This is a genomic window from Lactobacillus corticis (assembly GCF_018327645.1).
Lineage (GTDB): Bacteria > Bacillota > Bacilli > Lactobacillales > Lactobacillaceae > Lactobacillus > Lactobacillus corticis.
In genome coordinates, this window is sequence record NZ_BMAY01000014.1 from 1 (window position 1) to 21,068 (window position 21,068).

18 protein-coding genes, 4 tRNA genes and 1 riboswitch are annotated in these 21,068 nt (G+C 41.7%); of the genes, 12 read left to right on the forward strand and 10 right to left on the reverse strand.

Going from position 1 to position 21,068, the window contains the following annotated elements:
• Nucleotides 1-21 precede the first annotated feature (21 nt).
• A tRNA-Asn gene (locus tag KI210_RS07625) sits at nucleotides 22-94 on the forward strand.
• A 272-nt stretch (nucleotides 95-366) separates the two neighbouring features.
• Complete coding sequence (gene brnQ / locus KI210_RS07630) at nucleotides 367-1,764, forward strand: branched-chain amino acid transport system II carrier protein (RefSeq protein ID WP_246487338.1); 1,398 nt, start codon at nucleotides 367-369, stop codon at nucleotides 1,762-1,764.
• 45 nt (nucleotides 1,765-1,809) lie between these two features.
• On the opposite strand, the gene KI210_RS07635 is transcribed toward brnQ, so the two are convergent.
• The 8 genes from KI210_RS07635 to KI210_RS07670 all read right to left on the reverse strand — a co-directional run bounded on the left by KI210_RS07635 (nucleotide 1,810) and on the right by KI210_RS07670 (nucleotide 6,215).
• A complete protein-coding gene (locus KI210_RS07635; RefSeq protein ID WP_212781291.1) occupies nucleotides 1,810-2,040 on the reverse strand; it encodes a cytochrome b5 domain-containing protein in 231 nt (76 codons plus the stop codon).
• A 113-nt stretch (nucleotides 2,041-2,153) separates the two neighbouring features.
• On the reverse strand, nucleotides 2,154-3,014 hold the full coding sequence (locus KI210_RS07640) for a 1-acyl-sn-glycerol-3-phosphate acyltransferase (RefSeq protein WP_212781292.1): 861 nt from the start codon (nucleotides 3,012-3,014) through the stop codon (nucleotides 2,154-2,156).
• Nucleotides 3,011-3,958, reverse strand: coding sequence for a glycosyltransferase family 8 protein (locus tag KI210_RS07645; protein WP_212781293.1), 948 nt, complete (start codon nucleotides 3,956-3,958; stop codon nucleotides 3,011-3,013). Before KI210_RS07645 ends, KI210_RS07640 begins: the two co-directional genes overlap by 4 nt.
• Nucleotides 3,958-4,809, reverse strand: a complete 852-nt coding sequence (locus KI210_RS07650) for a glycosyltransferase family 8 protein (protein ID WP_212781294.1) — start codon at nucleotides 4,807-4,809, stop codon at nucleotides 3,958-3,960. Before KI210_RS07650 ends, KI210_RS07645 begins: the two co-directional genes overlap by 1 nt.
• 39 nt (nucleotides 4,810-4,848) lie before the next feature.
• Entirely contained in the window at nucleotides 4,849-5,601 is a 753-nt protein-coding gene (locus KI210_RS07655) for a lysophospholipid acyltransferase family protein (RefSeq protein WP_212781295.1), read from the reverse strand.
• A gap of 150 nt (nucleotides 5,602-5,751) precedes the next feature.
• Nucleotides 5,752-5,824: transfer RNA gene (locus tag KI210_RS07660), tRNA-Lys, on the reverse strand.
• 108 nt (nucleotides 5,825-5,932) lie between these two features.
• Nucleotides 5,933-6,005, reverse strand: a tRNA-Lys gene (locus tag KI210_RS07665).
• A 137-nt stretch (nucleotides 6,006-6,142) separates the two neighbouring features.
• Nucleotides 6,143-6,215: transfer RNA gene (locus KI210_RS07670), tRNA-Lys, on the reverse strand.
• Nucleotides 6,216-6,349: 134 nt separating this feature from the next.
• Here KI210_RS07670 and yycF point away from each other — a divergent pair.
• The 9 genes from yycF to rlmH all read left to right on the forward strand — a co-directional run bounded on the left by yycF (nucleotide 6,350) and on the right by rlmH (nucleotide 17,870).
• A complete protein-coding gene (gene yycF, locus KI210_RS07675) occupies nucleotides 6,350-7,066 on the forward strand; it encodes a response regulator YycF (RefSeq protein ID WP_212781296.1) in 717 nt (238 codons plus the stop codon).
• 50 nt (nucleotides 7,067-7,116) lie between these two features.
• Nucleotides 7,117-8,973, forward strand: a complete 1,857-nt coding sequence (gene walK / locus KI210_RS07680) for a cell wall metabolism sensor histidine kinase WalK (protein ID WP_212781297.1) — start codon at nucleotides 7,117-7,119, stop codon at nucleotides 8,971-8,973.
• Nucleotides 8,963-10,285: a YycH family regulatory protein gene (locus KI210_RS07685; RefSeq protein WP_212781298.1), complete on the forward strand. Its 1,323-nt coding sequence runs from the start codon at nucleotides 8,963-8,965 to the stop codon at nucleotides 10,283-10,285. Before walK ends, KI210_RS07685 begins: the two co-directional genes overlap by 11 nt.
• The gene (locus KI210_RS07690) at nucleotides 10,285-11,109 is read left to right on the forward strand and encodes a two-component system regulatory protein YycI (RefSeq protein ID WP_212781299.1); all 825 of its coding nucleotides are present in this window, start codon (nucleotides 10,285-10,287) and stop codon (nucleotides 11,107-11,109) included. Before KI210_RS07685 ends, KI210_RS07690 begins: the two co-directional genes overlap by 1 nt.
• Before the next feature lie 177 nt (nucleotides 11,110-11,286).
• Entirely contained in the window at nucleotides 11,287-13,164 is a 1,878-nt protein-coding gene (locus KI210_RS07695) for a glycosyl hydrolase 53 family protein (protein WP_212781300.1), read from the forward strand.
• The gene (locus KI210_RS09110; protein ID WP_212781301.1) at nucleotides 13,112-14,614 is read left to right on the forward strand and encodes a glycosyl hydrolase 53 family protein; all 1,503 of its coding nucleotides are present in this window, start codon (nucleotides 13,112-13,114) and stop codon (nucleotides 14,612-14,614) included. The genes KI210_RS07695 and KI210_RS09110 overlap by 53 nt, the downstream gene beginning before the upstream one ends.
• A 96-nt stretch (nucleotides 14,615-14,710) precedes the next feature.
• Nucleotides 14,711-15,508: an MBL fold metallo-hydrolase gene (locus tag KI210_RS07705; protein ID WP_212781302.1), complete on the forward strand. Its 798-nt coding sequence runs from the start codon at nucleotides 14,711-14,713 to the stop codon at nucleotides 15,506-15,508.
• 128 nt (nucleotides 15,509-15,636) lie between these two features.
• On the forward strand, nucleotides 15,637-16,926 hold the full coding sequence (locus KI210_RS07710; protein ID WP_212781303.1) for a S1C family serine protease: 1,290 nt from the start codon (nucleotides 15,637-15,639) through the stop codon (nucleotides 16,924-16,926).
• Between the two features lie 464 nt (nucleotides 16,927-17,390).
• Nucleotides 17,391-17,870: a 23S rRNA (pseudouridine(1915)-N(3))-methyltransferase RlmH gene (gene rlmH, locus KI210_RS07715; RefSeq protein WP_212781304.1), complete on the forward strand. Its 480-nt coding sequence runs from the start codon at nucleotides 17,391-17,393 to the stop codon at nucleotides 17,868-17,870.
• 34 nt (nucleotides 17,871-17,904) lie between these two features.
• Here the strand turns inward: rlmH and KI210_RS07720 are convergent, their stop codons facing one another.
• Both KI210_RS07720 and KI210_RS07725 read right to left on the reverse strand, forming a co-directional pair.
• Complete coding sequence (locus KI210_RS07720; protein WP_212781305.1) at nucleotides 17,905-18,558, reverse strand: energy-coupling factor transporter transmembrane component T family protein; 654 nt, start codon at nucleotides 18,556-18,558, stop codon at nucleotides 17,905-17,907.
• Nucleotides 18,559-18,560: 2 nt separating this feature from the next.
• A complete protein-coding gene (locus tag KI210_RS07725) occupies nucleotides 18,561-19,898 on the reverse strand; it encodes an ABC transporter ATP-binding protein (RefSeq protein WP_371870191.1) in 1,338 nt (445 codons plus the stop codon).
• A gap of 39 nt (nucleotides 19,899-19,937) precedes the next feature.
• A riboswitch (TPP riboswitch) is annotated at nucleotides 19,938-20,027 on the reverse strand.
• Nucleotides 20,028-20,113: 86 nt separating this feature from the next.
• Here KI210_RS07725 and KI210_RS07730 point away from each other — a divergent pair.
• The gene (locus tag KI210_RS07730) at nucleotides 20,114-21,052 is read left to right on the forward strand and encodes a helix-turn-helix domain-containing protein (protein ID WP_212781306.1); all 939 of its coding nucleotides are present in this window, start codon (nucleotides 20,114-20,116) and stop codon (nucleotides 21,050-21,052) included.
• The last annotated feature ends 16 nt before the right edge of the window (nucleotides 21,053-21,068 follow it).

The window sequence follows — 21,068 nt, forward strand, 5'->3', positions numbered from 1 at the left end:
TCGCCGCGCTTTTTTTAATATTCCGGCTTAGCTCAGTTGGTAGAGCGCGTGACTGTTAATCACGATGTCGTCAGTTCGAGTCTGACAGCCGGAGTAAGGAAGAGGGAGTCAAGCAAGGTGCTTGACTCTTTTTATTTTAATCATTTATGAGGCTCAATTGTGATCTAACTGTGACATTAACTTAAGTACTATTCAGAACCAGTGGAAAGATTGCCTATATCAAAGCTTTTCAATTGATTTATAAGAATGAAATTATTGCTACACCATTAATAATATTTTTGACATAAAATGAGAATAAAAATAGACTTCATTTAATTATTGTGGCATAATATTCCTCAAACGACTTTTAGATCGGAGGAAATTTTAATGGAAGATGAATTGGAGACGCTCACGGGTGAGCGCAAGCTTTCCAAAAAAGACTACTTTGTAGTCAGCTCTTTATTATTTGGACTATTTTTTGGTGCTGGCAACTTAATTTTTCCTCTACATTTAGGACAAATTGCAGGACACAATTGGTTGCCAGCCACGGTTGGCTTCCTGATTACGGCCGTAGCATTACCACTGTTTTCAGTTTTAGCAATTGCTTTGACTCATGCTAAAGGGGTTTATGATATTGGCCTGCCAATCGGAGCTTGGTTTGCGCTATTATTTATGACGCTGATTCACCTTACTATTGGGCCCTTCTTCGGTACTCCAAGAACGGCAACGGTATCCTTTACTGTAGGTATCTCGTCATTTCTACCAGTGCAATATCAACAATTAGGCCTGTTTATTTACTCAGCTTTATTCTTCTTGGCTGCTTTTATCATTTCCTATAATGAAAGTGATATCTTGACCTTAGTTGGTAAGGTGCTGAATCCCGCATTTCTAGTATTGCTGTTCTTGGTGTTTGTGGTCGCATTTGCCTCACCAATGGGAAAAATGAGCACTGCACCGGCAACGGCCGATTATGCTAAAGCTGGTACTAGTTTTATGAATGGCTTTTTAGAAGGCTATAATACGATGGATGCCCTAGCTGGACTAGCTTTTGGGGTTACCGTTGTAACGGCAATTCGGCAGTTAGGTAAGAAAAAAGACAGCGCAGTTGCTTTAGTTACTGCCAAGTCAGGTACTTTAAGCATGAGCATGGTTGGCTTGATTTATTTGTTGCTAATCCTGGTAGGTGCAATGTCTTTGGGGCGTTTTAAGGCCGCTGCAGACGGTGGAACGGCATTCTCACAAATTGTCCAAAGCTATGCTGGAATGTGGGGACAGGCCCTCCTAGCTGCGTTAATCGTGCTTACCTGCTTGACTACCGCAGTTGGATTGGTAGCAGCCTTTGCCCAAGACTTTAATAAGCATTTCCCTAAGGTAAGTTATCATGTATGGTTGGCTGTTTCTTGTCTGGCTTCATTTACAGTTGCCAACTTTGGGTTAGAAACAATTATTTCTTGGTCAACTCCATTCCTGATGTTCTTATATCCAATTTCAATTGTGTTGATCATTCTTTCAATTGGAGTTAAATTCTTCAAAAAGGATCGTATCGTTTACAGCTTTGGCGTCGGCTTCACCGTAATTCCAGCCTTTTTAGACTTAGTTGCAAGTATGCCGACGGTTATCAGCAAGAGTAGCTTTGGCCTGGCAGTTGTTGATTTTCGCGATAAGCTGCCCCTGGCTACGTATGGGCTAACCTGGTTAGTGCCAATGTTGGTTGGTTTGATACTTGGTTTAGTAGTTAGTTATCTGTATAAACGGTTTAAGAAGCCTGTGGCTGCACAGGGATAAAAAAAGACGGGTACGCCTAAGCGTATCCGTCTTTTTATGTTGAGCTTAACCCTTCAAAGTACCAACTTGTTCAAGCTTAGCTAAGACAGCAGTACCGTGAGGTGAAGACATGATTGCCTTAGTTACATCTTGACCAGCTACCACGCCGTGGTGTTTGCCACCAACCCAGTGAGCATTGCCAGTTACATCGTAAACCTTGCCTTCAACGGCAACGTAAGCCTTCTTGCCGTTTTCGCCGTTAAATTCTGCCAATTCTTCTTTAGTAAATTCTTTCATAAGAAAAACTCCTTTGTTGAGATCAAATAGCTAAGTGACACCGTGTCACTCGATATTCTTATTTTATCATCAACAAAATAAATGTCACGAAAAAAGCTCAAAATTTGAAAAAATTATTGACCTCGCCAACCGGCAATATCCCATGGCTGAAAATCATAATTTAGTTTCTTCCCGTAGCATTCCTCGTAAGCGGCCACTTTTTGGGCATAATCCTGCGCGGCTAGTTTGCTTGCTGCCGCATTTACCCCAATTGTCGGGTCAGGGTAGAGAGTTTTTAAAACGTGGATTACGTAGCGCGTTTCATAGAAATCCGGATAATCTTTTTCTACTTTATCGGTATCTTGAATTTCAATAAAAAGGGAAATAATCGGCACGTTCAAGCGAGCAGCGTAATAATATGCACCCCGTTGAGGCTTGCGGGGCTTACGGTAATTCCACCACATTTCCTGTTCAGGATAGATTAGCACCCAATTATTTTTGACCATTGCGTCTTTGATGTGTTCGGGCATATCGCGTCCGACATAATTAGGCGTCCGTAACAAGGGAATGGTTCCGATATTATACATCAGGTAGCTTAAAATTCCCGGCAGTTTTAAGTTGGTATCCTCAATCACGATTGACAGTTTGTGATGAACCTTTTGGGTTAAGTATTTAACGGCTAGCGCATCGATTTGATTAAAATGGTTGCAAGTAATAATGGCGTGCTGAGGCGCATTTTTAAGCTCGCTAAGTCCTTTAATTCTAGTATCGCGATTAAACTTACGGGCTAAGATATCCACTATTAAATGTCCAGCTGCATGATTTAGCTTGGTTACTGGTTGGTTTTGCTTGTCCCAGAAATCAGCGACCAATTTACTTCTTTCAGCCAGGCTCATTTCTGGATCGCCTAGCTCACCTTTGGCTGTGAAGTCTCGTGCGTTTGCAGCCTTTTTAATATTTTCAATTACCGGTTTGCGGTCGCCGCCAATAATCATAAAGTTACCTTAATCCGTTTCTTTACATGTGCCCAATTATTAGGGTCTTTAACGACAGAATCTTGTTTTAGCAGCATTTCAGCTAATTTTTCCCGATCACGCGCCCGTTGCTGGTCGGTGTAATTATCAAGTTCTGCTTTTAATTCAGGATAAAACTTAGTTTCTTTAGCATTTTCCCAGAAGTAGTCAAAGTATTGTATATCCTTGAAGTGCCAAGGCTTGAAGAATAAATTGTAGTGAATCAAGCTCGGGTTGGCTAATTCAGGGGTGTGGTCATTTGGCATCGCATCCCAGGTGGCATCTAGGTGCAAGATTCGGCCTTCACAAATTTCATTCAGATAATCTTGATCAGGAGCGATACAGTCAAAGTGATAAGTTGTCAAAAGCTCCATGAATTTATCAATAAAGCCTTCATCTCTGAACGCCTTGCAATTTAAAACCAGCATTCCCGAGTTGATATATTGGGAACGATCAATTCCTAAGCTATCACTGATGTATGCTTGCATTTCGGGAACGTAGCGAATAGAAGAATCAGCACAAGCAGCAAATAACTTGTCGCCTAGCTCGGTAGCATAAAGTTTAGCAATGTCGTCATTTACGATGGTATCGCTGTCGATATATACGGCCTTATCATATTCCTTAAATAGGTCGGGAATAAATAGCCGATAAAAGATGGACATGGTGAAAAATTCAGCCCGTAAATAGTTTTCCTTGCGATTTTGGATAGGGGCTAATAATTTGTCACTGATTTCAAAGAATTTGACGTGAACGTTCTTGCTGCCTAATTCGCTTAGATCTTGGCGATGTTCTGCCGACATATTTTGACTGATGATGGTTACGGTATAATCCTTAGCCGGATCTGCATGCTTTACCAAAGAATGTAAAGATACAGCAGCAAAGCGGGTGTAGTCGTCACTAATACAGTAAAAAACTGGTATTGTCATTATTTGTTCCTTTCCATATCTGTTGCATGAAGCTGTGGTTTTAACCGCAAATATTCCGCTAGCAGTTCATCATATTCATGTAGCTGCAATACGCTATGGACGCGATCAACGTCCCAAGGCTTGACTGTAAGCGTATGAAAGACCGGCCGAAACCGGAAGGTGGTAGTAAAATGCTGAATCACAGTATCTGCTTGCAGTCGATACTGCTCATTATATTTACGCGGCCAGATTTTTTTCTTATGGGCTAACTTGTTTAAAGCAGCTTGATCTGGCAAAAGCATTTTTCTCTGTGCTACCATCTGGCGAATTTTGGCAAAAAGGCCAGTACGCTTTATTTCAGTCATATTGAGTAACAAAACGCCTGAATTCACATAATCAAATAAGGTTCGGTTTTTAGGATTGTGGTAAAAAAATCTTCCCCAATAGTCCAGTACGCCGGCAAACTCAACGCCAGTCATGGGTTGATTGTAAAACGGGCTTAAATCGCCTCTAACGATGACATCATCATCTAAATACAACAGCCTTTCTGGCAGTTGGGGCAATTCGTCAGCATAAAGACGCAGCATTGCGTAAGGAGTAAAGCGGGAAGACATATTGGCTTTTGGGAGTTCTTGGCGAAAAACCTCGGTGCAGTCGATCAACTCCACAGTGTCTTGGGGGTTGTGTTTAGCCAGTAAAGACCGGATTAACTGCGCTGCTTGCTTGCTAAAGGGGCGGAAGCTTTTTCCCGATGTCGCAGCATACATCGTTAGAATATACAGATGTAGTTCATCCGTATGCTGCATAAGGGATAGCGTAGCAATAAGCACACCATCTTCAGCATGTGAATCGCCGCAAAAGAGAATATTCATACCTTGTCCTGCCTCCTCGAATATTTGAAAGTGCTAATATCATTTTTGATGATATTGATAATAATTATAAGTGTTTAAGCTGGTTCTTTCTACCATTGTATCCGATATTTGTTGATGAAGTTTGGCCTGAGCAGCTTTTTTAGGCAAAGTTGAATCGACCTTAAATGGTCCATCAACGTATATCGTAATCTTGGGTTTATTACCAAATTTACGGCGTTGATACGTAGTTGTAAAAACAAAGCTAGGAGCTTTGGTCATGACCGGAAAGTGCATGCTGGTCTGGGCAAATGGTCGAATTTTTGTAAAATAAGGCCACACATGAGCTTCGGGATAAATCATAACAATTCCATGATCGGCAATAACTTGCTTGGTCGCTTTAATTAATTTGGCTGCCTGTTTTAAATTTTTGCCGACGGGGAGTCCGGCATATGGCACTACAAATTTACCGATAACAGGAATGCCCCAATTTGCCTGGCTGGCAATCACATAATACTTATCGGCAGGTACGGCCAGGAGAGGATTGAGGACGTCGCCTAGGGGCTGGGTATGGTTGGCAAAAATGAAATATCCGCCAGTAGCCGGCAATTTTTCGCTGCCAATGATCTTTACGTGAGCCCAAGGCTGATATAAGTGAGCCCAGATAACCATCAAATGTCTAACTATTTTAGCCCAGCTTTGCTTCCCGGGACTTTGAGGTAAAATTTGATAATCATCAGGTAGACTAATATCTTGCTTGGCCGACTTAACAAGGTCGTCGGTCAAATTTTGATAATAAATCTGCTTTTTAGTCATAGTCGCCCCCCTGAAACCAGTATCACTTATTAATTATTGCTTGCTGGGGATGAAAAGCAATCAGCAATTTTAGCAAAAATGTCGAAGAATTTGACAGATGTCTTATCTGAGTAAAACAAAAGGCACTGCATCAGCAGTGCCTTTGAGGTATGGGTGGCCAGGGGATCGAACCCTGGACCCACGGATTAAGAGTCCGTTGCTCTGCCAGCTGAGCTAGCCACCCATCAACGTATTTAATGATATTAAAAAAAGAAAGCAAATGCAAGTTATTTTTGCAAAAAATTAGTTAGAAATAACAAAAAAGCACCGCTTCCTGCAGTGCCTCTTCAAATGGGTGGCCAGGGGATCGAACCCTGGACCCACGGATTAAGAGTCCGTTGCTCTGCCAGCTGAGCTAGCCACCCATATTCCTATCAGCTTGGGCTGACAATTAAGTATATTACCAGTTGTGTTTGAGTTTGGCAAGCATTTTTGAAGAAAAAATATTTTTTTCTTCAAAACAAGCAAAAAAGCACCGCATCCCGCAGTGCTTCTTCAAAAATGGGTGGCCAGGGGATCGAACCCTGGACCCACGGATTAAGAGTCCGTTGCTCTGCCAGCTGAGCTAGCCACCCAAGTTTTAAACGACTTGAATAATTATGCTACTTAATCATAGGAAAATCAAGCTATTTTTTAACAATTTTGTGTCAAAGTTTGGACTAGTTGGAAAAATCCTATATAATAGTTGAAGACAAGGAGGCTGTACTCGATGTCCAAAAAAATTCTCGTCGTCGATGATGAGAAGCCAATTTCCGATATTATCAAATTTAATTTGACTAAGGAAGGCTTCGACGTCGACACTGCCTATGATGGCGAAGAAGCTGTTAAAAAAGTAGAAGAATACGATCCAGATTTGATGATTTTGGATTTGATGCTACCGAAAAAAGATGGGTTAGAGGTTGCGCGGGAAGTTCGCCAAACTCATGACATGCCCATTATTATGGTAACGGCTAAAGATACTGAAATTGATAAGGTCTTAGGATTGGAAATGGGAGCTGACGACTATGTCACTAAGCCATTTTCTAATCGTGAACTGGTTGCCCGCGTTAAAGCAAATTTGCGTCGACGCGACATTGTTAAGAAGGCGGAGAGCCAGAATCAAGAGGCTGCTGATAAGAGTATTCAGATCGGCAATTTAACGATTATGCCAGAGGCATATATTGTTGAAAAAGATAGTAAGAAGATTGAATTAACCCATAGGGAATTCGAATTGCTTTATTATTTAGCCCAACACATGGGACAAGTAATGACCAGAGAGCATTTGTTGCAAACAGTTTGGGGTTACGATTACTTCGGTGATGTGCGAACGGTTGACGTAACGGTACACCGTTTACGGGAGAAGATCGAAGATAATCCAATTCAACCAAAGATTTTAGTAACTCGTCGTGGCGTCGGCTACTATGTAAAACAGCCAACGGAAGACTAATGAAGAAAGCCGCAGCGCGTGGCTTTCTTTTTTGTTATGAATGAAATTCAATGAAAAAATTAACTCTAAAATTCAAAAAAATATTTAGTTCAATTAATACAAAGCTAGCCGTAGTCTTTATGCTAATGCTGCTGGCAACGATTGAAGTAATTGGGGCCTATTTCACGCGTCAATTTGACCAGAGCTCAATTGAAAGCTTTCAAAGCTCAATTCAGATTCCGAGCATTGTCACTAACCAAATGGCAAACCAGCTGGTGAAAAATACTAAAAAAGCGGATGAACGCTTAAGCCAGATTGTCAGTGATTATAACAATACGACTATTAGTAATTTGATTGTAGTTGACAACAAAGATATTATTCGTGCCGTTTCAAACTTAAATGACAAAAATCGCATCGGTCAACGGATCAATAATTCCTCTGTTAAAAAGGTTACCAGTACCGGACAACAGTTAACTCAGGTAATCAATGACCATGGTAATTATATGGTCCAAATTACGCCATTAACTAGTGGCAGCGGGTCAAACAATACCGTGGGTGCGGTTTATGTTCAAGCCAGCATGAGTGGGGTTTTTAATACCTTGCGCAATACCTCGATTATGTTCTTGGTCGCTTCACTAATTGCGGCGGTAATGGGAGCAGTTTTATCGCTGGTTATTTCCCGAGCAATAACCAGGCCGATTGAAGAAATGCAATTTCAGGCCTTGCACATTACTGATGGGGATTATTCCAATCAAGTTCGTATTTACTCAAATGATGAATTAGGGCAATTAGGAAAAGCCTTCAATACCCTGGCAGTTCGGATCGAGTTGTCACAAGAAGAATCAGAAGGGGAGCGCCGGCGTCTGGATTCGGTGTTGTCGCACATGTCTGATGGGGTTTTAGCGACAGATCGTCACGGTAACGTGGTGCTAGTCAATCAAATGGCGCTTAATTTCTTAAATACCGAAGAAGAGGCGGTTATTGGCAAGCCGATTGCTGACGTGATTGGCGTTGATGACAGTTCCAGCGAGCTGATGTCGCGAAAAGATGACATTGATATTACTGTGAATGAAGGCACCAACGCTGAGATGATTTTGCGGGCTAACTTTTCGTTGATTAAACGCGTGACTGGCTTTGTGTCTGGATCAGTTTGTGTTTTGCACGATATCACAGAACAAACTAAGAATGAAAATAGTCAGCGACAATTTGTTTCCAATGTTTCTCATGAATTGCGGACGCCGTTAACTAGTATGAGTGCTTACATTGATGCCTTGGTTGAAGGAGCCTGGAAGGATCCTAATATTGCACCCAAGTTCTTGAGCGTAACGCAGCAGGAGACCGATCGCATGATTCGGATGATTAATGACTTGCTTAGTCTGTCCAGAATGGACCGGGGAACTGCCAAGATTGAATTAGAATGGGTCAATTTGAATGATTTCTTAAGTCATATTCTTGATCGCTTTGACATGATTGTAAAAAGCGACAGCAAGAATGGGAAAAAGAAAAAATACAGTATTAAACGTCTGTTAGGCAACCAAGCCTTATGGGTTGAAATTGATACTGATAAGATGATGCAGGTTATCGACAACATCATGAACAATGCGATCAAATATTCGCCTGATGGGGGAGTGATCACGGTTCGTTTGATTCAAAGTCAAGACCGGGTAGTTTTAAGCATTGCTGACCAAGGCTTGGGAATTCCGCGCAAAGACTTGGATAAAATCTTCGACCGGTTTTACCGCGTTGATAAGGCCCGTTCTCGAGCTCAAGGCGGTACTGGCTTGGGGTTAGCGATTGCTAAGGAGATTGTGGAAGCTCATAAAGGTCGCATTTGGGCTGATAGTAGTGAAGGCAAAGGGTCTACTTTCTTTATTTCTTTGCCATATGAACCAATGAGTGACGAGGAGGATGATTGGGATGAAGTTTAAAAATAACTTTGCCGATGTGCTGCTGCTGATTGCCACTGCTTTTGCAATCGGCTTATCAATCATTCTTTGGACTACCATCATGACTAGTGACCAACGTTTTAGCCACATCGACCAGCAGGCAACAACGCAAACTACCAAAAACCGCGTCAGCACCAAGTCGCTTTATGATCTTTATTCGCCATCGTCAGTATATGGCTATCGCAAAGGCAAGCTGTGTCAGCTTTATGACGAAAAACACAATTTGTCATTGGAATTCATTAATGAATTTAAGACCGTAAACTTGGCAACGCCAACAATTGTTTCGACTTCCACTGCTAAGTATCGGGAAATGTTAGATAACCGAAATTACTTGCAATTGGCTTATCCGGATGAGGTTACTTTTTCCTTGTTTGATAAGAAAATCAAAATGAAAAGCGGGTATAAAGAATTTAGCCGCATCTTTTTGTCCAGTTCTAATCGGGTTATTTACTTTGGCAATGATAAGACCAAAACGGTTTATCGGATGGAAGTAAGCAAGGCTAACTTTAACCGTTTGCGCAAATATGCTAATCACGCTTCATCAGCACGTGAAGTTAGTTTGGTGCAATTGCGTGATGGCTACTCGGTTTACTATAAAAATAGTATCAAAGCCAATGTCTATAGTTACCTAGTAACCCACCAAACCAGCAGCTACTACGTTAATCGTCTGTTAGGAACTTCGGGGGTTTCTAGTAAGAACAACAAAAATGGGTCAACCACCTATACTTTGAGTTATTACAACCGGTTAAAGACCCCTGCCAAGGGCAGTCATATTTACACCTATACTCACTATGAAAAGGGTAATTCGTCAAGTGCAACACGACGTTTAGAAAATGTCGTTTATTATATCCGGCGAATCGGCTTAAGCGAACAGGATCTGCACTTCTTTGACTCAGATGGGAAAACCATCTTATATACCAATTTTGTTGAAGGTATACCCGTCTTTTCAACCGGGGATGCGCTGCAGATTACCACGCGTTACACGAGTGAGGCGGTAAAGATTGCTTTTAACAACACCAACCTGCAGATTCCTATTCCATATGATGGGGAGTCCGTCACCTTGCCTGACACGGCTTCGGTCATTAGTGCTTTAACGAACCGGGGAATCTCACAAAATAGCATTCAAAAAATTGTTGTCGGCTTTGAAGAGCAGCGAGACAACAATCGAAAGAATCTAATTGATTTAGTTCCAACCTACTATATCAAGATTTATGGTGAGTGGAAGAGCTTTGATGGGTGGAAAGATGCCCTCAATGATAGCTACTCAATTACGAATTCAGAGGGGACGAAGTAATGGACCACAAACGAATTGAATGGCTGTTTTTAATAATTTTCAGCCTAATTGATCTGTATCTTGCGTTTGAAATTTTCAACTCGCCAGTCCAACTGAATAATAGCGAAACTGGGACTGCTAGTTCTAATGCGCGGGTTGAAATGAGAGCTGATGGCATCTCTTTGCCGCGAAATTTATCATCTAAGTCTGGATCTGGCTACTATTTGGCAGCCACCAAGAATAATTATTTAGCTAAAAAGGTCAGCTCTTTGACCGGCGTGAATGCCAGCTACTCCAAGAGTGATAAGATCCTTACGGCGACTCCGCAAACAGAGGTAGCTGTGGGGCTGACGAAGGGGCAGATTGCCAGTTCACTCACCAAATTTAAGAATGACGAAAATAATGTTCCATATGGCAAGCAGTTTAAGTATGAACCTAACTTGTCTAGTGGCAACAGCTTTGTATTTGTCCAAACTTCATCTTACGGCAATATTTATGATGATGATGCTACCCTGACTTTTACCGTAAAAAAAGGTCGACTGGTCAAATATGAAGAAACTTACATTGGGGCAGTTAGCCCAGTGCGTGAATTACAGTCGACTATCAGTGCTTGGAGAGCGATTTACGCTATGTACACTGATCAAGAATTAGCTAACAATACCCGGGTAACAGAGATTAAGCTTGGCTACACCAAGATGACAACGGTTCGGGGCAATGTTATCTTGATTCCTAGTTGGCTCGTTTGGGTTAAGAACAAAGAAAGCGGCAATGTCACGCTTAAACGAGTAAATGCTTTTAATGGGGAAGTATTGCAAACCAACACGACCTATAATTTAGATGACTAATAAAGCAGCTTGAAGTTAAATTTTTAGCATAGTAGAACAAGTTTTTTGATTAGAAAAAAGCTTGTTCTTTTTTCTACCTATTACTTATAATGATGTGGTTTACATACAAAAAACGATTGTTGAATAATACCAATATTTTGTTACAATGATCGAGTATGAGATATAGTGGAGGATATTATGCGTAAAAGAAGTATAAAAACAATTACGGCTTCAGCATTAATGTTGACTTTACTTGCAGGCAGTGTGGTTAGTGGCCCTGTAAGTGCAGTTTTAGCCGCAGATACTACTGCTGATGCAAGCACTAAGAACTCAGACCTTAAGGCTAGCAAGATTGCTGACTTAACTTCTGATTCAGTGTTAAGTGTTGATATGACTGACTATCAACAATACTTAAATGATTACAAGAAGACTTATTATACCTACAATGGTACTGAACTAAAGACCAGTGTTGACTTGATGAAGTTCTTGAAGGACTCAGGAGTTAATACGGTTACTGTCAAGATTGCTGTTAAACCAGATAAAGACAATGCTAAGTTTAGTTTAGACAACGCCGTTAAGACTTTAAGTGCTGCTAAAGAGGCAGGCTTAAAGACGAATGCAGTCTTAATGTTCTCTGACAAGCAAACCTACGCTAAGGATCAAACTTTGCCAGACGGTTGGAACAAGGCTGACAGTCAAACGGCTGCTGATAAGTTATTGGACCAAGCAAAAGACTATACCAAGTCGACTTTGAAGACTTTGGCTGACGGCAAGGCTAATCCTGATATTGTTACCTTAGGCAATGAAGTTAATTACAATTTCTTAGGCTTAACCGGTAACGATGATAATGACTGGAATGGCTTTTACGACTTAGCTCAATTGGCAAAAGTAGTAAAGGATAGCGATAAAAATGCCAAGGTAGCCTACGGTGTTGCTGCTCCAAGCAAGGCGAGCGACATTAAGTGGGTGGCTTCTGCTTTAGATAAGGTTAAAGCTGACTACGATATTTTAGGCGTAACAGACTATCCTGACAGCACTTCAACCAGTGATTTGACTGCGATGCGGGATGCTTTTGCAGCTGCAGCGCCAAAGAAGCAATTTATTGTTTCTGGCGTTAAGGTAGCCAACCAATCAAGTGATGGCAAGGCTAGTGTTACCACGCAAACTAATGACATTTACAGTATTTTAAACGCTACTGTTAATAGTTCTAATGCTGGCGGAATTGTAGTTGATAGTGCTGCAGCCGTTGGTGATTGGAATGGTTTGTTTGACAATGACGGCTATGCAGTTAAATCATTAGCTGTTTTTGGGACAGTTCAAGGCAAGACCATTGATACTACTGGCAACCCTTACCGTGATGGTACCGATACTGGCTTAAAGGAAAAGAAAGTTAATATTTCCAAGATTAACAACTTGGCTGCTAACGATATTCGCGGGGTGGACATTTCTTCATACGAAGCTTTGAAGAATGCCGGTGTTAAATACTACGATTTCGAAGGCAAAGAACAGCCATTGATGAAGGTCTTGGCGGAAAATGGGGTAAACTACATTCGCTTGCGGATCTGGAATGACCCTAAGAACGCTGAAGGCAAGTACTATGGTGGTGGTAACAACGACGTTGCTACTGACTTAAAGATTGCTAAAGAAGCCGCTCAATACGGTATGAAAGTTTTGCTCTGCTTCCACTACTCTGATAGTTGGGCAGATCCAAACCCATCAGGCCAAATTATGCCTAAGGCTTGGGAAAAAGATAAGGGCAACACTGAGAAGTTGAGTGACGATGTCTACAACTTCACTTATGACACGGTTAAGAAATTTACCGATGCTGGCGTTGATGTCGGGATGGTACAAGTTGGTAATGAAATTACCAAAGGATTTTTGGATGGCTTTGGCTCAAACTGGCAAGAAGCTTGGACTAACTCAACCTACTCTGACCGTAACAATGCCTACTTGAAGGCTGGTTCAAAGGCTGTTCGCAAAGCTGCCCCTAATGCTTTAGTGGCTATCCACCTAGAAACTCCAGATGCCAACAAGTACAGAGCCATTATGGATTCTTGGAAGAAGGCTGGGGGTTGACTATGATGTTCTAGGATCTTCTTACTACCCACTGTATGGTTACGGCAACAACAATCCAACTAATTTGAACGCTGTCCAAAATGAAGCAGCTAAGGATGGTAAATTGTTTGTCGTATTTGAAACTGCTGGGATAAATTCAGTACAAGATGCTGATGGTACTGGTAACAACATCGGTAGCGACCAAATTAAGAACTCTCCATATCAAGTGGGGCCACAAGGCCAAGTTGACGAGTTAGAAGACATGTACAAGACTATTGTCGACAATAGCAACGACAATGGTTTGGGTGCCTTCTACTGGGAACCTGCTTGGATTCCAGTTCATGCCGGTTGGAAGAATTGGAAGGAAAATAAAGAAGCTTCTGAAGAATACGGTACTGGCTGGATCAACAGCAATGCCAAAGGGTATGTGCCTGATTCAAAGCTTTACTACAACGGCAAACCAACTTGGGGTGGTACTTCATGGGATAACGCAACCCTATTTGACGATTTAGGTTACCCACTACAATCCCTTAAGTTCTACAAGGATGCAGTTGGCAATGAAAAAGGCGTAAAACTGGTTAAGGTTAGATACGTCGACCAAGATGGTAAAGAAATTGCAGCGCCAACTTATAAGCGGATCCCAGTAGGTTCTACGGCAACTATTAAGGCTGCCAAGGTTGCTAATTACACAGCTGAAGCTAGTTCTAAGGAAGTAAAGAGCGACAAGGCCTACACGGCTACAGTAACCTTTACTTACCTTGACAGCAATAAGATGAAGAACGATCCGAATGGCGTGCTCAAGAAGGGCCGCATTTCTAAGAACGTTCAAGTTTACAAGAATAATTACAAGGTATATAAGAACTTCAAGTGGAAGAAGGCCAAGGTTAACGCCTACAAGCAAAAGTATGTTGTTAAGTACTACTACAAGCTGAACAGTGGTAGAACTTACTACTCACTATACAGTCCAAAGACTAAGAAGTGGGTAGGCTACATTAACGCTAATGCTACTAAGGCAACTACGCTTCAAGGCAAGGCACACAGCTACAAGCGGGCAGTTAAAGTTGTAGGCAACTACCAAGTATATAAGAACTTTGACTGGCAAGCAGCTGGCGTAAATGCTTTGGGCAAGACTTACTACGCTAAGTACTACTACAGCCACGCTAGCGGCAGACGTTATTACTCACTCTACGATGCCAAGACCAAGAAGTGGGTAGGCTACATCAATGCCAAGGGTACTAAGGCAACCACGCTTCAAGGCAAGGCTCACAGTTACAAGAAGACGGTCAAAATTACCCGCAATTACAAGGTTTACCGTAACTTTAACTGGAAGAAGTCAAGCACCAAAGCTTTAGGCCACAAGTACTATGCTAAGTATTATTACAACCACGCAAATGGCTACCGGTACTACTCACTGTACACTTCTAAGCACGGTAAGTGGGTTGGTTACATCAATTCTAAATCTGTAAAATAAATTAATTAGAAGATCCCCTGTAAGCTCAATTGAGCCCCACAGGGGATTTTTTTGGTATATTATGAAAGATAGTCCAAAAAGAAAGAAGCAGAGATTTTGAAAATTACAGTCCTCTCCAGTGGCTCTGATGGTAATTGCAGCCTTATTATGACTGATCAGCATAAGGTGCTGTTAGATGCCGGCTTGTCTGGTAAAAAGATTGAAGATTTGCTTACGCAAGTACATGTAGATATTAACGATATCGATTTGGCGTTTTTAAGTCATGACCACTCTGACCATAGCAAGGGCTTGGGCGTTTTAATGCGCCGCTATCCAAAAATTCAGGTGTATGCCAACCGGGGATCTTGGGATTTTTTAATTAGAAAAAGAAAAATCGGCAAGGTTCCAGTAGAACAAATGAATTTCATTGATCCCGGGCAAACGCTAGAAATTGATGATTTGACGATTACGGCTTTTGCAACTAGCCATGATGCTGCTTGCCCCCAGTATTACGTTTTTGAAAATAAGGGAAAGCGATTTGCTTGTTTGACTGATACTGGTTATGTCTCTAGTAAAATGGAGCAGGCTATTAGAGGCGCAGATGCCTATTTAATGGAATTTAACTATGATCCCATGATGCTGCGCAACGGCCCTTATTCCTGGTCTCTGAAGGACCGAATTTTGTCAGATCATGGGCATTTATCAAATGAAGATGCGGCTAACGCCTTGTTAGATGTAGTGTCAGAAAAAACCAAGTATATTTTTCTGGCTCACCGTAGTCAGCACAATAATACGAAAAAATTGGCCCATCAAACGGCGGTTGAGATGTTAGTGGAAGGCGAATCGGCTTTGCCACCGGATGTCCAAATTTTAGATACCGATCCGGAAAAGCCAACCAAAATAATCAAGCTATGAAATAGTTAATTTTTACAATTTCTTAGTATATTTAACCCATGTTTACTAATTTTGCGGAATTTGTTCAAACTTCTTTCACAGCTTAAAGTTACAATGATATCAACGTTTTAAAGGAGGTCCGAGAAATAATGGATAATAATGATGATTTTAAGCAGAATCCGCAAAATACGGATCGAATGCAAAATATGCAAGCTGCTCGGAATCCTAAGCCTAAGAAAAAGAAAAACCGAGTATTTCTTAAAACTGCGGTAATTGGCCTATTAGCAGGGCTTTTGGGTGGTGGAATTTCAGTTGGTGCATTTGTTGCGTGGGAGAACGGAGCCTTTGGCAATAACACCAATGCTACTGCCTCAGTAAGCTCCAAGAGTGCAACAACTTCCAAGAAGTCTGCTGAAACAAGCAGTTCAATGTCGAGCGCCTATAAACAAATCAAGGGTGCTGTTGTTTCGGTTATTAACTTACAACGCGAATCAAGTTCTTCTAGCGATGCTTGGAATAGCATCTTTGGCGATAATGATTCTTCCAGTTCTTCATCTTCGAAGAACAGTAGCCTGGAAACCTATAGTGAAGGTTCAGGCGTGGTTTATATGAAGTCTAATGGTCGCGGCTATATTGTAACCAACAACCACGTGGTGTCAGGAGCTGATTCCGTTCGCGTGATTATGGCTAACGGCAAGAAGGTAACGGCTAAGATTGTAGGGACTGATTCCACAACTGACCTTGCAGTCTTATCAATTCCTGCCCGCTATGTCACTCAGGTAGCAGAATTTGGTGATTCTAGCAGTCTAATTGCTGGTCAGACAGTCATTGCGGTTGGTTCGCCACTTGGAACTGAGTATGCTTCATCGGTAACTCAGGGAATTGTTTCTTCACCTAGTCGGACTTTAACTACTAGCTCAACTACTGAAAAAGTTATTCAAACTGATGCGGCGATTAACCCAGGAAACTCAGGTGGACCACTTGTCAACTCAGCTGGTCAGATTGTGGGAATTAACTCAATGAAGCTCGCCAGCTCGAGTGATGGTACTAGTGTTGAGGGGATGGGCTTTGCCATTCCTTCAAATGAAGTGGTAAAGATTATCAATCAACTAGTTAAGAATGGTAAAGTTACTCGTCCGCAATTAGGAATTAAAGTAATTGCTATTGGCGATCTGCCAGAGGCATATAAGAAGCAGCTGGGAATTTCCACCAGCATTAAGTCAGGTATCTTTGTTGCTTCCGTAACCAGTGGCAGTGCTGCTAAAAAGGCTGGCATGAAGAAGGGCGATGTTATCACAGCATTAAATGGAACTAAAGTAAGTACGGTGGCTAAGTTACACACGCTTCTGAATAAGCACAAAGTCGGTGATACCGTAACTTTAACCATTAATCGGAGTGGTAAAACAATTAGTTTAAAGGTTACGCTACAAAGTAATTAGTCGTAATTAAGAAAAAAATATCTGTTAAAAATGGCGGTACATAGCGGGTACCGCCATTTTTGTTAACAAAAATCATGTGTAACATAATTAAGTTCGTAAACTGAGATTGTCAAGTCAAAAAGGAAAGTTAATAACTGGGGATAACTGTGGAAAACGCTGTGGATTGTGCATAACTAACAAATGTAAGTGGTTAACTCATGTGGATAACTTGGGCATAAAGTAATTCTGATGCTTGCTAACTTTCAAAAGAAGCCCATTATATCAAGCGTTATAGCCCAAAATTTGTGAAAACCGATTATCCCAAGGCCTTTTGTGGGAAAAGAAATTAATATTTTTTTGAAATTGATCTGGACCACAAAGTCTATGGTAATATTTTTCCCTACCTACCAAATATAGTCACAGGATATTCACAGCTGTGGATAAGTACAGTGGAAACAATGTAAATTGTGGGATAAACTATGGGTATGAATATCAAAATTGTTTGTGTAGGAAAACTAAAAGAAAAATACTTTAAAGATGGAATTGCTGAATATGCTAAACGCATGACGCGTTTTGCCAAAGTCAAAATTGTCGAAGTGGCTGATGAAAAGGCACCTGAAAGTTTAAGTCCCGCCCAGGAAGAACAGGTAAAAGAAACCGAGGGCCAGCGAATTCTGAGTAAAATCAAAGATAAGGAGTATGTTTATGTTCTAGCCATTAAAGGCAAGGAACGAACTAGCGAAGAATTTGCCAAAGAAATTCAGGACTTGGGTACTTATGGACATTCAGATGTCACATTTGTCATTGGAGGCAGTTTGGGTACTAGTCCAGCTGTCAATCAACGAGCTGATCAGTTAATTAGTTTTGGTAAATTTACCTTGCCGCACCAATTAATGCGACTGGTTTTGATTGAGCAGATTTATCGCGCCTTCATGATAAATTCTGGTAGTCCTTACCATAAATAAAACGGCCGCCCTCAAGCGGTCGTTTTTGCTAGTTTTAGTTAAAAAACCAAACAAGATATGTAATTATGAGTAAAAGGCCGGCAAAGCTGAGCCAGTCGCTTAAGAAAATTGGCACTTGGGCGATGGTTGAACGCTTTTGGCCTTCGACAAAACCATGGGTCTGCATTGCTTGGGATAAATTCTCAGCAGAATTTAGCGCTTGCAAAATTGCTTTAAAATACAGCATCGGCGACCAAAAAGACAAGTACTCCCCACGCATCATGCCACTGGCACGAATCTGCTTGATTGCTTGTTGAATTTTTGGAAAAAGGTTCAGTGCTGCTAAAACGCCATAGGCAAATTTGCTGGGTAGATGGAGATTTTGTTCAAGTGATCTGGCAAAGGTAGCCGCACTCGTATTAACAATTACACAAGCAATTAAGAGCACATAAACGTAGACCCGGCTCGCTAGACTTAGCCCACTATATTGGTCGGGGTGGGCAGTGAATACGGCTAAAGTCAAGTAAACGGTCAGAGCGGCAGGGATGGGAATTACAATGAGCCGGCCAATTTTTAAGAGGGGCATTTTTTGAAAAAGCAAATAGATAATCGCGCCAATAATTAAGACGACATTGGCTGTTAGGCTCATTTTGACCGATACTTCCAGTGAAATGATCAGGACCAAAATGAATTTTAAACTAGGATTCATGGTCACACCTCCCGATAAACTAGCCGTTGGTTGGCAAATTCTAGATGATAATCGCAGATCGGCAGCAATAAGCGTGTTTGGTGGCTAATGATCAAGATGCTTTGCTGCAACGCTGTTTGATTTTCTTTAATTAGCTTGACGGCTAACTGGCAAGCGTGGGCGTCTAAGCCAGAAAGCGGCTCGTCAATTAGTAAGACGCGATGGTTGGTGATCAGCATTATTAACAACTGCAGCAGCTTTTTTTGCCCGCCCGAAAGCGTATAGACGCTTTGATCTAGTTTATCGGCGAGGTTCATCTCTTCCAACACTTGTTGAATTCGCTTATCAGTGTAAAAAGCATTACGCCGTTGCTTGCTCAAAGCAAGTTCCTCGCCAACCGTGACTCGTAAGAATTGATCAGTTGCCGTTTGAAAAACCTGCGCCACTTCCTGCAGGTAAGTACGCGCCTTTAGCTGGGAAAGTTCGCTTCCTTCGTAGCTGATATTGCCTGTGTAGGGCATTAATTTACTCAAAGCCCGGAAGAGCGAAGTCTTACCGACACCATTTTTTCCGGTAATGAGGGTGATTTTGCCCTTGGCCAGCTGCAAATGCTCCTGGTCGAGAATCAGCTGGTTGGTGGTAAGCTGCGTTTGCGTGAGCGTGAAGCAACTAGTTTCAACCTCGGTGGCAAAGTGACCATAAACTTGAGGAGAAGGCTGGAAAAGCTGCTTTTTTTCAGCTTCGCCTAATTCCGTGACGCCTTGTTTTGAAAAGCTAAAAACGTGTTGTACTACATCAGCGTAGTCATCTAATAAATGATCACTGATAATAATTGTTTTTCCGGCTTGCTGCAATTGACTAAGCTTGGCGATTAAAAATTGCCGTCCTTCAGGATCGACACTGGCAAAAGGCTCGTCCAGCAACAAAATATCAGTATTCATTGCCAATAAAACCGCCAGGGCAACTCGCTGCTTTTGCCCACCTGACATGGTTACAATTTCCTGATCAAGCAAGTTGCCGATCTGTGTGGTAGCTACGGCATAATCTAAGCGGGCTGGGTACTTTTGAGGCGAGACTTGTAAATTTTCCAGGGCAAAAATAATTTCGTCACGCGGCGTCGCCATCGTAAACTGCTCGCCTGCATCTTGAAACATCATGCCCACTCGACCTTGCCGGCAAATTTTTCCCTGTTGGGGCTGCAATAAATCGGCTAGCAGTTTCATCAAGGTTGATTTGCCACAGCCTGTTGGGCCGATCAATAAGGAAAAATCGCCAATTGGCCAAGTTAAAGATAAGTTATTTATCAGACTTGGTGCATTATCATAGTTAAAAGATAAATTTTTTACAGCTAATTCAGTCATCATTATCATCCAAAACACAAAAAAACCGCCAATACGGGCGGCTGCAGAACGTATAATCCCTTCGCTGGTATTGACCAGAGCAGGTTCAATGGGTATCATCTCAGCCTATCGGCACCCCTATTCATTAACGATTGTATAAGAATAAGCGCTTTCTGTCCATGTTTTTTGCAGATCAGATATAATTATGTATAAACAGAACTATGGAAGGTGGTCAAATGGCAGCAGTTGAATTGACACGATATTTGGAAAGTGTCTTGAAATCAAATTATGATGACAAAAATGAGTTGAAAATACCAACTACGATTAATCAATTTGATTTGTTTACTTTATACCTGGAAAATCATAACTCAGGCATTCATAGCTACCAGCCAGATGTATCGGCGATTTTATATTTACTTAGTGGCCGAGCTGAAATTCGCTCCGGTGAGCAGACCATCAATCTAAATGGCGGCAATCTGGTTTTGGTAACTGGTGCTTTTGGCTATGAGGTAACAAGTCAAAGTGATAATGCCGTATTTGCTAAACTTAAATTCAAACCAGGCTTTATCTTTAGTGACTATTTTGCTCGCTTTGTGAAGCCAGGCGGCAAGGAACAACAAATTCTGAAGCAAGTTGTTGATATGTTGGGCCAGGAACAATATCTGTTCTTGGGTGGCAGCGTTTTGTCGCCCTCTTCGATTGATATCCAAGCCGTCTTAAACGACTACTTAAATGCGGATTTGTTTGCCCAAGCAGCAATTGAGGCACGGTTGACCTTGGCCTTGGTGAGTGCCTTTAAGGCTAAACGCTTTGCCGTGCCAGCCGACCGTAATCGCAAGTTCCAAAGCAGTGAGCTGGATCACTATATCGATATTCACTATGCTGATACTAAATTAGCGGATGCGGCCAAGTATTTCGGTTTCAACCCTAACTACTTCTCTAACTTAGTTAAAAAGGAGACTGGTAAGAGTTTCGTTGATCATGTGGATGAACGGCGGATGATTGAAGCTAGAAGATTGCTGGCGCAGCCTAATGTTTCGCTGCATGATATTATCGGAATGGTGGGCTATTCCAGCAAGTCTTTCTTTTATAAAAAATTCAATGAGTTTTACGGGACTACTCCGGCAGCCATGCGGCGGGAGCTCTTCCGGCAGGCCAATATTAATTTGAACTAGTCAAAAAGGTGCAATT